Annotated in this window: 8 protein-coding genes; 3 read left to right on the top strand and 5 right to left on the bottom strand. The window is 62.8% G+C overall.

The window, feature by feature from the left end:
- Positions 1–28: 28 nt before the first annotated feature.
- Positions 29–5,053: a DUF6543 domain-containing protein gene (locus tag AAEO81_RS22425; RefSeq protein WP_341959085.1), complete on the top strand. Its 5,025-nt coding sequence runs from the start codon at positions 29–31 to the stop codon at positions 5,051–5,053.
- A 24-nt stretch (positions 5,054–5,077) separates the two neighbouring features.
- Here AAEO81_RS22425 and AAEO81_RS22420 read toward each other — a convergent pair whose 3' ends face one another.
- From AAEO81_RS22420 to AAEO81_RS22405, 4 genes are all read right to left on the bottom strand, one after another.
- Entirely contained in the window at positions 5,078–6,229 is a 1,152-nt protein-coding gene (locus AAEO81_RS22420) for an acyl-CoA dehydrogenase family protein (RefSeq protein ID WP_341959084.1), read from the bottom strand.
- Positions 6,230–6,232: 3 nt separating this feature from the next.
- The gene (locus AAEO81_RS22415; protein WP_341959083.1) at positions 6,233–7,330 is read right to left on the bottom strand and encodes an enoyl-CoA hydratase/isomerase family protein; all 1,098 of its coding nucleotides are present in this window, start codon (positions 7,328–7,330) and stop codon (positions 6,233–6,235) included.
- A 361-nt stretch (positions 7,331–7,691) separates the two neighbouring features.
- On the bottom strand, positions 7,692–9,836 hold the full coding sequence (gene egtB, locus AAEO81_RS22410; protein ID WP_341959082.1) for an ergothioneine biosynthesis protein EgtB: 2,145 nt from the start codon (positions 9,834–9,836) through the stop codon (positions 7,692–7,694).
- A 56-nt stretch (positions 9,837–9,892) separates the two neighbouring features.
- Positions 9,893–10,249, bottom strand: a complete 357-nt coding sequence (locus tag AAEO81_RS22405; protein WP_166593200.1) for a DUF427 domain-containing protein — start codon at positions 10,247–10,249, stop codon at positions 9,893–9,895.
- A 312-nt stretch (positions 10,250–10,561) separates the two neighbouring features.
- Here AAEO81_RS22405 and AAEO81_RS22400 point away from each other — a divergent pair, with 312 nt between their 5' ends.
- Complete coding sequence (locus AAEO81_RS22400) at positions 10,562–12,232, top strand: MFS transporter (protein WP_341959080.1); 1,671 nt, start codon at positions 10,562–10,564, stop codon at positions 12,230–12,232.
- Positions 12,229–13,413 (top strand): HlyD family secretion protein, encoded by a 1,185-nt coding sequence (locus AAEO81_RS22395; protein ID WP_341959079.1) that lies wholly within the window; start codon positions 12,229–12,231, stop codon positions 13,411–13,413. Before AAEO81_RS22400 ends, AAEO81_RS22395 begins: the two co-directional genes overlap by 4 nt.
- Before the next feature lie 511 nt (positions 13,414–13,924).
- Here the strand turns inward: AAEO81_RS22395 and AAEO81_RS22390 are convergent.
- Positions 13,925–14,467, bottom strand: coding sequence for a cytochrome b (locus AAEO81_RS22390; RefSeq protein ID WP_341959078.1), 543 nt, complete (start codon positions 14,465–14,467; stop codon positions 13,925–13,927).
- Positions 14,468–14,762: the final 295 nt, after the last annotated feature.

The raw sequence follows: 14,762 nt of genomic DNA, 5'->3' as shown, positions 1-14,762 counted from the left end.
GGGGGGCTGTCATGCAAAAGGAGTTTTCATGTCTACCGCAACCCTCCCGTATTTCCACAGCGCCCGACTGCGCCAGCGTTACACCTTCGCGCTGAGCGAGGCCTTGAGTGGCAGCCGTATCAGCGTCGATGAAGGGCGCTGGCTCCAGGCGTTGATCGAGCCGGTCAATGCCGACGACCCCGACCCGGTGCGGGTCGACCGCCTGGTCGCTGCCGACCCCTTGCATCGGCATGCCGAACTGGCGGGGGCGCTGTTGTTCAGTCATGGCGCCACTGATGCGCCGCAGGTCTATCTGTACACCCTGGGCCTGGGCGTCGAAGCGTTCGCCGACCGCGTCAGCCTGCTCGCCGCATTGCGCGCCCGCTATGCCGGTGGCGAGGGCGAGGCGATCGTCGAGTCTGAAAAAATCGACGGCGATCCGTTTCAGGCGCAGATGCTGGCCATCGTCGATCATGGTGCCGAGCGCGTCGCAGCCCTGACCGCACAACTGAAGCAGACGCCCACGCTTGAGCCGGCGTCGACGGATTCAGCCCCTGTGGCCGTGGCCGAGCAGACCGGGCGTTACAGCGAACGGCTCGCGACGTTCTGGCGTGCCACCACGGGCGCGTCCAGCCCACGAGACCTCGCTGTCGAAGCGTTTGAAAACAGCGTGCGTGACCGGCTGTATCGTCGCGACGCCAGCGGCCTGTCGACCCCGCAGTCGTGCCACGCGCTGCTCTCGCTGATGCAGCTGCTGCCGGGACAGCCCCGTGTCGACAGCCCGTTGGGCTGCTACCAGCTGGCGATCAGGGTCGGCGACAGCGCGTCCTGTCCGTTGGCGGGGACGTTCGTGGTCAAGCCGCAGGCGGGCGCGGCAGGCGCGGTGCTGTGGTGTTCGCCCGATCATCACTGGCACAGCTTCGCCGACACGGTGGCGCTCACCGCGTATTTCGCGACACCTGAAGGGCGCCAGCAGCTCGTCCGCACGCTGGCCCTCGAAGACCATGCCGTGTTGCAGCGCGAAGGGGAGGTGAGGATCGGGTTCGCGCAGATCCAGACCGCGCCATGCGCCGCGCTGGTGGATTCGATCATCGCCGCCCAGGCGCGCAACCTGATCTATGCGCTGGGCCTGCCTCAGCCCTCCGGTCAACAGGCCGCGATGATCGACGATGCGCTGGACATTCGTCAGTGGCTCGACCCCCGGCAACTGCGTTTCACCGCAGGACGCTGGCGTCGGCAGGCACCGTTCGATTTCGTGGCGGTGTGGCTTCAGCCCGCGCCGGCTTTGACGCCAGCGTCTGCACTTGCTCAGGCAACACCCCAGGCGGCCGGTTCAGCGGCGCCGACGGTGACTGAGGCCGTGACCGCCGAGGCGACGCCGTCCTGGCGCGACCTCACCCGAAGCTTCGACCAGCGCGCCACCGCACTGCGCCAGCTCGACAACTCCTTGCTGGTGCATGCCGAACAGGCGTTGCAGCGTTACCTGTGCGTGTGGAGCGCCGATGGGCTGGACGCGTCGGCGGTGCGGCTGGAATGGCAAGCACCGACGCCCCTTGAGGGTGAAACGCAGAATGCGTTGGCGCTGGACCTCACGTCGCTGTTGCTGGAGTGCGTCACGGGATATCGCCCTCTGCGCCTGCCTGCCGAGGTGCGGGTGCGGGTGAATGACGCAGCAGCGTCCGGGGACTTCCCCCAGGCGTTGATCGAACACCTGCTGCGGACGATTACACCGGATTTCGTCGAGGGCTACGTGCGCCAGTTCGAGGTGGCGCGGCGTGAAGGGCAGCGTCACGGTGACCATCCGATGCAGCCTGAACTGCAAGCGCTGAACCTGCGCGAGGACGCGATGCGCCTGTACGCGTCGCTGGCTACCCGGCAGAAGTGGATCGATGCCGCCGCAGGAGACCTGATCCGCCAGATGCTCGACCAACCGGAGCGCGCCCTGCGCGTGGCAGGCCACCCCGAGGCGGTCGAGGCGTTCCAGGTCAGGTTGCTGTTCGGTGAAACGTCCAGCGTCTTGCTGTGCGACACCATGGTGCTTCAATCGCCGCAGACCCAGGAACGCGCGCTGGTGTTCTGGTCTGCGCTCATGGGCTGGCATTCGTTTCGCTCGGGCGCACGGCTGCAACGCATGCTTCAACGCAAACTGGGCGGCCCTGATTGCGATGACTGGTTGCAGTTGCTCAGCGAGGAAGACCGCTTGCGGGTCAAGCGCCATCTGGCGCAACCGGCGCCAGGCCCGATCCGGATTCGTCTGGACCGGATCGACGGGCACGCGCTCAATGCCTTGCAGCAGGGGGCCTTGCAGCGTGAGTTGCAGGACGTGCGAGAGCTGTGCGTCAGGGCCCGGCGTTGCCGGTTCGAGGCCAAGGTGTTCACGCAACTGGCGGCGCAGTGGGAGGTGGACGCTTCGCTGAGCAGCCTGATCGACGGGCTGTCGGTGAAGATCCAGACCAGCCTGTTCGAGGCGCTGCTGCCGCCGTGGCTGAGCGAGGCGTCCATCGCCGACCTGGGGCTCTACTGCGATTTGCTCAAGCGCTATTACGAGGCCAGCGACGGCGGCCGGGATTTCCTGTTCGGCGTCTCGTCCCTGCACGGCTACACCCGCAAGCAATTGCTCGCCCAGTTGAACGTGGACTTCCCCGGACAAGGCTTGAACCCGGACGGCATCACCGTCACGTCGCGCGATTACGTGAGCGGCTTCCCGCCCGCCGGTGAGCTGCCATCGGCCGTGCCCGCCGCCACGATGGTGCACCGCGAATCATTGACCGAATACGCGATCAACCGTTTCGCCAGCCATCAGGGCACTGTCTTGAGCGTGACGTCGACGGACCATCCCCGTATTACCGAGACCCTGACGGTGGAGTACGTGCGGCAACTGGTCAGGCGCCTGGACGTCGGGGCCGGCTACCTCACGCTGTTGCGTCAGGCGCTGACCCCCACCGATGAACTGTACGCACTGCGCAACCGGCTGTTCGTCGATCAACTGCCGCCGATGCTGATGGCGGTGGCACTGGCGCAGAAACTCAAGGGCGAACTCAGCGCGCCGGCGTTCGATCTGATCATGGGGGTGCTGGACATGCCCGATGGCCTGGCCCGCGAGTCGATCAACGGCGTGCGGGCCATGATCAGCCCGTTGCGACTGGTGGCCGACGCCGGCATGACCCCGGACCCGGTGACCGCCGTGTACCTGATCTGCGGGCAGGACAACCCGTCAGGCACCCAGGTGCTGTACGCCACGCACCATTCGCCGTTCACTTTTCAGGAGTACCCGAGCCGCGAGGTGCTGCTGGAGGCCATTCGCACCGACGCCTCGCTCCAGCAACTGCTGCTGGCGCGGGTCGAACCCGAGGTGCATCGGCGCTACGCCCATGGCGGTTTCGTCGAGCCGCATTTGCCGTTTTCGGTGGAAGGGCTGGGGGATGTGCCCTTTGGCACACCGGGGCCGGTGACCCTGGACGTGGCCGAGGTCAAGGGCAATGCGTTGCAGTTCCTGTTCAGCGGCACCGTCAAGCTGCTGCTGGACCAGGGGGTGTCCAACGCCGTCACCAACGAGCAGGAGGATCAGGCGGGCCGGGCGTTTCTCGCGACGCTGGGCTTCGAGCAAGTGGTGACGCTGTTGCCCAGCAAGCTGGCGGCCATGGTCACCTTGTGGCAAAGCCAGACGTTGCTTCAGGCCTCGGCGGCTTCGGCGTCGGGGCGGCATTGGGGCGAGGCGTTTTCGGAGTTTTCCGCGGCCCTTGGCGTGATGGTCACGGCCCGGGAGCAGACGCTTCAGGAGCAGGTGCGCGACGATCAGGGCGCGGTCGGGGCCGATGCCCTCACCGAGGAAGAGGACGCGTTGTCGTCGGCGTTTTCCTGGCGCAGCGGGACACTGGACGCCGAACAGCGGTTGCGCCTGCAGCGGCTGGAAGCCCAGGGTGTCGCGCTGACCGACCTGCGCCACGACAACCTGCTCAACCTGTATTTAGACACCGAAGGCGGCGAGACCTACGCCGTGGTCAGCGGCCGGGTCTATCAGGTGCGGCTGATCGAGGAAGACAGTAACTGGGTCATCGTCGGCCCGGACGGCACCACCGGGCCGAAGCTGGTCATGGACATCGACCAGCGCTGGCACCTGGACCTCACCCTGCGGTTGCGCGGCGGTGGTGGCGTCGCCACCAAGATCAAGGAAGGCAAGGTCGATAAAAGCGCCAAGGACATCCTGGTGATCGAGGCTCGGGGTATGCCCGAAATCCGGCAGCTCTACCGCGACCGTGCCCGGCGTATCGGTCAGGCCCACCTCAAGGCCAAGCGGTATCTGGAAACCTGCCTGGACAACCTCAGCCCGCACCAGAACGGGCAGCCGCTGGACCCTCGGGTGAGTCGCATCATCGCCGATCATTTCGGCGTCCAATCGCCGACCCGGTATGTGCTGGATGAGACGTTGAGTGCAGCGAAGGCACTGTACAGCGCGATCATGGACGCCTCGCTGTCGCCGTTTTCATCGTCGCGTTATGTCGTGGGCTCCACCCGACCGGGGCACGACATGGTCACCGCGTTCGTGATCAAGGCCGACCCCAAGCAGCGGATTTACCTGACCGAGCAGTTCTTCATCTCGCCGTCCTTTGCCGTCAAACCCGACGCCTTGGCCCAGGGCTTTTCGGTCGACGTGCATCATCGGGCGGCCAATCTGCTTCACGAGCTCTCCCATCTGGCGCTCGATACCCATGACATCGCGTACCTGGAAGCCATGGCGCCGTTCCCGGACATGCTGCTCGACGACACGCCCTTCAATGAGCGGGTCCGGGATGGCGTGGTGCGCTTGCACCAGACACGTCTGTCCCATCGCAGTGACCGCAATGCGCTGTTCACGATGATGGATGGCGCCAAGCGTCGGGACATCGAGCCTGAGGACGGACGGGGTTTCGAGACGATTCTGAAGGTCACTCGCTCCCACGACCTTGACGACGCACGGGATGTGTTCCTGTCCGACGCTCAGATCCGCAGCCAACTGCTCATGCGCAACGCCGACTCGGTGACGCTGTTGATGCTGATGCTCGGAAGGGAGAACTTTGTGGTGCCGAGCCCCTGACAGGCCCGGCGCCAGAGGGCGGTGCTACAGGTCGTAATGCCGAAGTTCGCGGGCGATCAGCAAGCGCTGGATTTCGCTGGAGCCTTCGTATATCTGGGTGATGCGGGCGTCCCGGTAGTATTTCTCCACCGGGTAGTCTTCGAGGTAGCCGTAGCCGCCGTGGATCTGGACCGCCTTGGAGCAGACCCACTCCGCCATCTCCGAAGCGAACAGTTTGGCTTGCGACGCTTCTGACAGACAGGGCTTGCCCGCCGTGCGCAAACGTGCGGCGTGCAAGACCATCAGGCGTGCGGCATTGATGCGGGTGTGCATGTCGGCCAGCAGATTGGCGATGCTCTGGTGCTCGATGATCGGCTTGTCGAACTGCACCCGCTCACGGGCATAGGACAATGCCGCTTCGAAGGCGGCGCGGGCGATGCCCAGTGCTTGAGCCGCAATGCCGATGCGCCCGCCTTCGAGGTTGGCGAGGGCGATGGAGAGGCCCTTGCCGCGCTCGCCCAGCAGATTGGCTTCGGGAATGCGGCAGTCGCTCAGGGTCACCGCGCAGGTGTCCGAGGCCTTGATGCCCATCTTGTGTTCCATGCGGTCGACGGTGTAACCGGGGTTGTCGGTGGGCACCAGAAACGCCGACAGGCCTTTCTTGCCCAACTCCGGGTCGGTCACGGCAAACACAATCGCCAGTTGCGCGCGCTTGCCGTTGCTGACGAATTGCTTGGCGCCGTTGAGCACCCATTCGCCGTCTTTCAGTTCGGCGCGGGTGCGCAGGTTGTGGGCTTCGGAACCGGCTTGCGGTTCGGTCAGGCAAAAACAGCCGATGGCCTGGCCGCTGGCGAGTTTCTCCAGCCACTGTTCTTTCTGCGCCTCGGTGCCGTAATTGAGCACCGGGCCGCAGCCCACCGAGCTGTGCACGCTCATCAACGTGCCGGTGGCCGCGTCACCTGCCGAGATCTCTTCGACTGCCAGCGCATAGGCGACGTAATCGATGTAGGTGCCGCCCCATTCCTCAGGGACGATCATGCCCAACAGGCCCAGTTCGCCGAGCTTGCTCACCAGCGCGTCGTCGATCCAGCCGGCTTTTTCCCAGGCTTGGGCGTAGGGCGCGATTTCATTACGGGCGAATTCGCGCGCCATGTCGCGGATCATGATTTGTTCTTCGGTCAGTTCAAGGTCTTGCATGGGTCACGCCTCATGACCGCTGAAAAAACTCGCCACGTGTTCGGCATCCAGCGCCTCGACGTTCGACGGGTTCCAGTGCGGTTTCTTGTCTTTGTCTACGATCAAGGCGCGCACGCCTTCGATCAGGTCCCCCCGTTCGAACCACTGACGATCCAGATGCAGCTCCAGGTCGAAGCAGGCCTCCAGCGGCAGATGACGGCCCCGGCGCAACAGCTCCAGCGTCACGGCCATGGCGAGTGGCGAACGGGTTTTCATCAGGTTGGCGGTGTCCACGGCCCAACTGTGGGTGTCGATCACCGTCACTTCCAACAACTGTTCGATAATGCTCGGAATGTCTGGCAGGGCGAAGAAATGATCGATGGCTGGGCGCAGCTTTTCCAGCGGCGGTTCGGGCAATTGCTGGACGGCGATTTTCGCCAGCGCGCCTTGCAGGTCCTTGAGCGGGGTGAGGGTCCATTTCAGCCCGTCGAGGTGACGGTCGAGGTCCGCCAGCCGGGCGCTTTGCAGGTACCAGTCGGCGAGGCCGCAGTACAACGCGTCGGCGGCCTGAATCTGCACGCCGGTCACGCCAAGGTAGACGCCAAGCTCACCCGGCACCCGAGGCAGGAAATAACTGCCGCCGACGTCGGGGAAATAACCGATCGCCACTTCCGGCATCGCCAGACGACTGCGTTCGGTAACCACGCGTAAATCAACGCCCTGAGCCAGCCCCATGCCGCCGCCCAGCACAAAGCCGTCCATCAAGGCGATGACGGGTTTGCGGTAGTGATGGAGGGTGAGGTCGAGCGCGTACTCTTCGACGAAGAAGGTCTGGTGGTAGGTCTGGTTGTTTTTGTAGCTGTCGTACAGAGAGCGGATATCGCCCCCTGCACAGAAGGCTTTTTCCCCGGCGCCTCGCAGGACGACGGCGTACACCTTGTCGTCCTTGGCCCAGGCGTCGAGCTGGTGTTGCAGTTGCCGGACCATGTCCAGATCGATGGCATTCAACCCTTGCGGGCGGTTGAGGGTGATGTGGCCGATGTGATTGCGTACTTCGGACAGAACGGTGTAGCAGGCGGGTTCCTGCCCTGAAGACGTGGCCGATACTACCTGTGCCGTCATCGCTGACTCCCTGTGGCTCTTGTTCTTCTTGCTCGTTCAAGCGACCCGATGAAGGCCGCACTCCGTGAAAATCAACCCGGATGCTAACAGCCACATTTTGCAATTGAAATGAAGAATCGAAGACGGGGGAGGGCAGAACAGACAATTCCGCCTCCGGCGAAGAGCCAAGTGCGGGACGGGAGCGAGTTCATTCGCGGACGGAGGGGCAGGCGATAGAAATGTGTCGGATGTGCAGCCGCCTTCGCGAATGAATTCGCTCCCACAGTTGAGACCTTGCACGGCTTCAAGACTTGCGCAGGTTCTGTAGCAGTCCGGCGTGCCGGCGGCAGCGACACCGCCACCGCCGGCAAGCCGTGCCGCATCACGCGTGCAAACGGAACAGCGCCATTTCCGGCGCGTTGCTGATCCAGTATTGACTCACCGCCCATCCCGCCCGCGCCGCCAGCCCGGTAAACGACTCCACCGTGAACTTGTGTGAATTCTCGGTGTGCAGCCGCTCACCCGCCGCGAAGTGAAAGCGATGGCCCGCCACTGTCACGTCTTGCTCGACCTGACTCACCAAATGCATTTCCATTCGAGAACGCTCGGCGTTCCACAGCGCGAGGTGTTTGAAGGCAGTGACGTCGAAATCAGCCCCCAGCTCGCGGTTGATGCGGGTCAGCAGATTCAGGTTGAAACGTGCCGTCACACCCTTGGCATCGTCGTAAGCCGCCACCAGCGTGTCGATGTCCTTGACCATGTCCACGCCGACGATGAACTGCGCATGTTCACCTAGCACCTGATGGGCGCCGCGCAAAAACGCTACCGCTTCGTCGTGCGTGAAATTGCCGATGGTGGAGCCGGGAAAGAAACCGACGCGGGTCAGGCCCTCGACTTCCTGCGGCAGTTTAACGACGCGGGTGAAGTCATCCACCTGCGGCGCGACCACCAGATTGGGGTAGGTTTGGCGTAGCGCCTTGGCGGCTTTTTTTAACGCCGTGGCGCTGATGTCGATGGGCACGTAGACCGCCAACTGTGGTGCTGCGTCCAGCACCAGCCGGGTTTTCTCGCTGGCGCCACTGCCAAACTCCACCAACGCCGCGCCCTCGGGAATCGACGCTGCAATCTCGCCCGCAATCCCTTTCAACAGGCCGGTTTCGGCGTTGGTGGGGTAGTACTCGTCGGTCTCGCAGATGGCCTCGAACAGGTCGGAGCCTTTCGCGTCGTAGAAGTATTTGGGTGAAAGCATCTTGCTCGGCGCTGACAACCCGGCGATCACGTCATGGGCGAATTCGCTGTCTTGCGGATTAACCACCCCCGGCTGGCGGCTGTCGCGGGCCAGGCGCAACCCGGTGATGACCCAGCGTTTGTCGGTCGGGAAAAAGTTGCGATAAGTCAGGCGGCAATGATCGGGGGAGGTGACGCTGGCACCGCCGCGCAACACCATCTGATTGACCATGAATTTGCCGTTGTACTCGCCCACCGCACCGGCCGACGGCTTGAAGCCGGGGTAGGCGCTGTAGGCACTCTGGGTCCACTGCCAGGCGACGTCATCCACTTGCTCCAGCAGACCGGCGCGCGCGGCGGCTTCCCACTCCGCTTCGGTGGGCAGGCGAGCGTCGGCCCAGGTCGCGAACGCCGCGGCTTCGTAATAGCTGATGTGGGTGACCGGGGCGGCCGGGTCGATGTCTTCCAGGCCGCGCAGGCTCATGCGCTTCCAGCCGTTTTCGTCATGTTGCCAATAGAAGGGCGCGGTCCAGCCGTGTTCCTGAATCAGCGTCCAGCCCTCGGACAGCCACAGCGCAGCGGTTTGATAGCCGCCGTCGGCGATGAAACTCATCCATTCGCCGTTGGTGACCAGCCGATCGCTGATTTCAAAGGACTGCAAATAGGTGGTATGGCGGGGACCTTCGTGATCGAACGCAAAGCCCTCGCCGCTATGGCCAATCTGCGTCAGCCCCGCGCTCAGCGGCTTGAACTGGCCGCGACGGCCCGTGGCATCTTTCGGCCAGGTTGGGTCGTAAGCGGGCTTGAGTGACGAGAGGCTGAACAGGTGCAGGATGTCGATCAGCAACAGTTCCTGGTGCTGCTCTTCGTGGGCCAGGCCCAATTCGATCAGGCTCGACAGCTCATCGGACAGGCCGCCCATTAACAGCGTGGACATGTGCTCATCGACGTATTTGCGGTAGGCCTTGACCTGATCGACGCCCGGCCGGGTCATCAGACCTCGTTGCGGACGCGGATGGCGCGGCCCCACGGCTTCGTAATAAGAGTTGAAGAGATAACCAAACGTCGGATCGAACGGCGTGTAGTCGGGCACGTTGGGAATGAGCAAAAACGTCTCGAAGAACCACGTGGTGTGCGCCATGTGCCATTTCGCCGGGCTGGCGTCGGGCATCGACTGCACCACCATGTCTTCGGGACTGAGCGGCGCGACCAACTGTTCGGTGCGACCACGAACGCTCTGATAGCGCTTGCACAGCGGGTCCGTGGTGGGGGTTTCGCGTAGCTGGCGTGAGTGACGCATCGGTTTCTCTCCGGGTGTCGTGTAGCGCAAGCGCTTCGAGCAGAGTGGCGTCGGTTTCAGTGAATTTCCAGGGTCACCTTGTCGGGATAGAACGCGACGTGGCCCTCGATTTCCTTGACCGATGGGTAGGCCTCTTCATAGGTCCAGACGGCGTTTTCCGCGGTTTCGCCGTTGGCGCTGAGGCTGAAATAGTTGGCGTCGCCCTTGTAGGGGCAATGCGTTCGATGTTCGGTTCTAACGTAATGTTCAATCGAAATATCCGAACGGGGGATATAAATCACCGGCGGATATTTGGCTTCTTTCAGCTCCAGCGCCTTGTCGCTTTGCGCCACGCGCACGCCTTTGAATTGAACCGTGACGCGGCCTTGCAGCGGGGCGATGGTGATGGGGTGATCGGGACCCGGGATTTTCATGGCAATGACTCCTGTTGGACCGATTAAACGGCAGCCCGAATGTCGGAAGGTCGGGTGCCGAGGAAGATGGGGAGTGTAATAGCATAAAACCAGGGGCAACCGTATGTTGGTCGGATTTTTGTGGCGTTGATACCAAGGGCGTGCGGTCTTGGTTCTGCCGCGCGCAGGAGACGCCTCGGAACTAGACTCTCCTCCCACTCACCCCGGCCGCGAAAAACCTGCAAAACAACCTGATCGTCACAGCATCCGGTCCATGAGTGAGTAATATCGTTCTGCCCACGGTCACAGGACTGCATTCACCAGGTCTGCTCGATGAACGACAAGTACACCCCCCACGACTGGGCGCCCCATGAGCGGCCGACAATACCGGGCTCGCCGTCCACGCCTTTGCATTCGAATCCCAAGCGATGGGCGTACGCCATCGTCGGTGTGATTGTGGCGCTGACCGGGGGGCTGGGGAACGCATTGGTGGTCGCCAACCTGCAATACCTCCAGGGTTCGCTGGGAGCGACGCAGGCGGAAATTGCCTGGCTGCCTGCGGCGTACGTCATGACCAATGTCTCGATGAACCTGCTGCTGGTGAAGTTTCGTCAACAGTTCGGCCTGCGAGCGTTCACCGAAGTGTTTCTGGTGCTGTACGCGCTCGTCACCTTTGCCCATTTGTTCGTCAACGACATCGAGTCCGCCGTCGCTGTGCGTGCGGCCCACGGTATGGTGGGCGCGGCGCTCAGTTCGTTGGGGCTGTATTACATGATCCAGGCCTTCCCGCAGAAATGGCGGATGAAGGCGTTGGTGCTCGGCCTCGGCACGGCACAACTGGCGACGCCGCTGGCGCGTCTCGTTTCGGAAGACCTGTTGCAGATCGCCGAATGGCGGGGGCTGTACCTGTTCGAACTGGGGATGTGCCTGTTGGCGCTGGGCTGCGTCTTGATCCTCAAATTGCCGCCGGGGGATCGCTTCAAGACCTTCGAAAAACTCGACTTTCTGACCTTCGCCTTGCTCGCGTCCGGCTTTGCCGCGCTGTGTGCGGCGCTGTCGCTGGGGCGTATCGAGTGGTGGCTGGAAGAACCCTGGATCGGCCTGGCCCTGGCGTTTTCCATCGCCAGCATCATGGCGGGATTGTGCATCGAACATAACCGCACCCGCCCTTTGCTGATCACCCGCTGGCTGGGGAGCGGGCGGATGATCCGATTCGCCCTGGGTGTGTTGCTGACCCGCATCGTGTTATCTGAACAGGCCACCGGCGCCGTGGGTTTCCTGCAAGGGATGAATCAGGGCACTGAGCAATTGCACACGCTGTACCTGTTCATGTTGCTCGGCAGCATTGCCGGTCTGTTGGTCAGCGCCCTCACCATTAACCCGCAGCACCTGTTCAAGCCACTGATCATCTCCCTGGCGCTGATGGCGGTCGGCTCGATCATGGACAGCTTTTCCACGAGCTTGACCCGAGGCCCGCAGATGTATTTCAGCCAGTTCCTGCTGGCGTTCGGCGGCACCTTTTTTCTTGGCCCGACGCTGGTGCTGGGGATCAGCGGGGTGATCAGCAACCCGCGCAACATGGTCAGTTTTTCGGTGATGTTCGGGATCTGTCAGAACGTCGGCAGCCTGATCGGCTCGGCGCTCCTGGGAACGTTTCAGGTGTGGCGTGAGAAGTTTCATTCGGCGCACATCGTCGAGCACGTCACGCTGCTCAATCCTCAGGTGCAATCGCGCCTGCAAAGCTCCAGCGGGGCCTATCTCTCAGCGATTGCCGATCCCTCGGCGCGCACCAATCAAGGCATTCGTGCACTGGCCACGGCCGCCACACGCGAGGCGAATACCCTAGCCTATAACGACGTGTTCATGCTGATCGCACTGATCGCCATCCTCACGGCGATCTGGATCACGGCGCGGGCGACCTGGCTGTGGATCACCACCGAGCCGGTCGCACCGTTCACCCCTGCACAACCTTCAGCACAACCTTCCGGCGTTCAACCTTCATGACAGAATCTGAAAAGTCTCCCGGCCCTGCCTCTTCCTCTCAAACCCCCGGGCCTGCTCCGGCGCCCGCGGTCATGCCCGCGACCAGCCAGCCCCGGTCAGCGAGGATCAGGCTGGTGTCGTCCATTCTGTTTGGCGGCATCGCACTGGCAGGCGTGCTGATCGTGCTGTACGCCTGGCAATTGCCGCCGTTCAGCAGCCCTATTGAAAGCACCGAAAATGCTCAGGTGCGCGGGCAGACCACGATCATCGGGCCGCAGTTGAGTGGCTACGTCTACGAAGTGCCGGTGCAGGACTTTCAGTGGGTGAAGCAGGGCGACTTGCTGGTGCGCATCGACGATCGCATTTATCAGCAGCATCTCGATCAAGGGCTGGCGCAGCTGGGGATTCAGAAGGCCGCGCTGGACAACAACCTGCAACAGCGTCGCAGTGCCGAAGCGACGATCCTGCAGCGTCAGGCCGGCGTGGTGAGTGCCCAGGCCCAGAGCGACAAGGCGGCCGCCGACCTGCGCCGCAACTCGGCACTGGTCAGCGACGGTTCGGTGTCGAAAAGCGAACTGGACGTGACCCGCGCCGCCGACGCCCAGGCCCGTGCCGCGCTGGCCGAGGCCAAGGCGTCGCTGGAGATTTCGCGACAGGACCTGCAAACGGTGATCGTCAACCGAGGCTCGCTGGAGGCTTCGGTGAAAAACGCGGAAGCGAGCATCGAGCTGGCGCGTATCGACCTGACCAACACGCGCATCACGGCGCCCCGCGACGGACAGTTGGGGCAGATTGGTACGCGTCTGGGGGCTTATGTGAACGCCGGGGCGCAACTGATGGCGCTGGTGCCGCGTCCGCGCTGGATCATTGCCAACATGAAAGAAACACAGATGGCCAACGTGCGCCTGGGACAACCGGTGAGCTTCACCGTCGATGCATTGGAAAACCGCAAAATGCGCGGCCGCGTGCAGCGCATTTCGCCGGCTGCCGGGTCTGAGTTCAGCCTGTTGCCGGCCGACAACGCCACCGGCAACTTCGTGAAGATCGCCCAACGGATACCCGTGCGCATCACGGTGGACAACGATCAGGACGCTGTCGATCACTTGCGTCCGGGCATGTCGGTCGTGGTCAGCATCGACACCAGCCAGGACGGCCCCGTGCCGCCTGACCCGGTGGACGGGACGGTGGATCAGGGCCGGTGACGTTGGCGACGATGTACGCTGACGATGAGTGCGAGCCTAACGGCTTCTTCGCGAATGAATTCGCTCCCACAGGGTTCAGCGGCGCCCCGTAGAGAGGGGCGAACGCGATTTGAACCGTAGGAGCGAATTCGTTCGCGAGAGGCCCGAACAGGCGACATGCATGCATCGCCTGAACCTCCGTCTCGCGAATGAATTCGCTCCCACAGGGTTCGGCGGCGCCCTGCCGATAGCGGCGAACGCGGTTTTAACGGTAGGAGCGAATTCATTCGCGAGAGGCCCGAGCAGGCGACATGCATGTATCGCCTCAACCTCCGTCTCGCGAATGAATTCGCTCCCACAGGGTTCAGCGGCACCCTGCCGATCGCGGCGAACGCGGTTTTAACTGTGGGAGCGAATTCATTCGCGAGAGGCCCGAACAGGCGACATGCATGTGTCGCCTGAACCTCCGTCTCGCGAATGAATTCGCGCCTACAGGGGACGACAGCGCCTCGGTGATGGGAGTGAGTCAGGCTTACACCATCCGCCGTACGGTGTTGTCCTTGCGCACGACGTGGTGCCAGATCGCGGCGACGACATGCAGGCCGATCACGTAGTAGAAAATCGTGCCCAGCAGGACGTGAAAGTGTTCGAGGGTCTCGGCGGTCTCCTTGGAAATGGCGAACGGTGCCGGGATGGCCAGCGAGGTCAGCGGGACGGGCAGGGCGCCGCGCTCCAGCAACACCGTGAAGAGCCCCAGCAGCGGTTGAATGAACAGAAACGCATACAGCGCGTAATGGGACAGCGTGGCCGCCAGACGAAGGGCACCTTCGAGCGGCGGCGTAATGCCCGGCGGCGTGTGGCGATGACGTTCAGCGATCCTGAAGAACGCCATGATCAGCAACACGATTCCCACCCAGAAATGCGTTTGCACCACAAAGGTTCGCAGGTCGCTGCCTCGGGCGAACTGACTGCGGCTAAGGATCAGCGCGTAAGCCAGCACGATCAGAATGGCCATCACCCAATGAAACCAGCGGGCTTTGTAGCTGTAGCGCTCGGTGTTTGCAGGTGTGCTCACGGCCAGTCTCCTTGGTTCAGGTCGTTTTTTGCCCCGCTTTTGCCGGGCTTGGCGTTATGAACGCGAGGATGGCAGCAGGTTTCGCTCCACCTCAAGCACTGTCTGCGATTTGCGTGCCGCGCCGGGGTGCATATCGCGAGTCGGGGTTGATTGAGGCAACATCATGACGGGCAGGATTAACGTTAAAACCGATACGTCGAGAGCCCTTGTGAAACTTTGCCCTGTCGTTAAGTGAGCGTCATCTTTAACTGAGTGGTTTCACATCATTAAGAATGTCAATAAATAGTAAGACTTG

This window comes from Pseudomonas sp. RC10 (assembly GCF_038397775.1).
In the GTDB taxonomy this organism is placed as follows: Bacteria; Pseudomonadota; Gammaproteobacteria; order Pseudomonadales; family Pseudomonadaceae; genus Aquipseudomonas; species Aquipseudomonas bambusae.
Note: the sequence above shows the minus strand (reverse complement) of the source record. Positions and strands in the feature narration are given on the sequence as shown.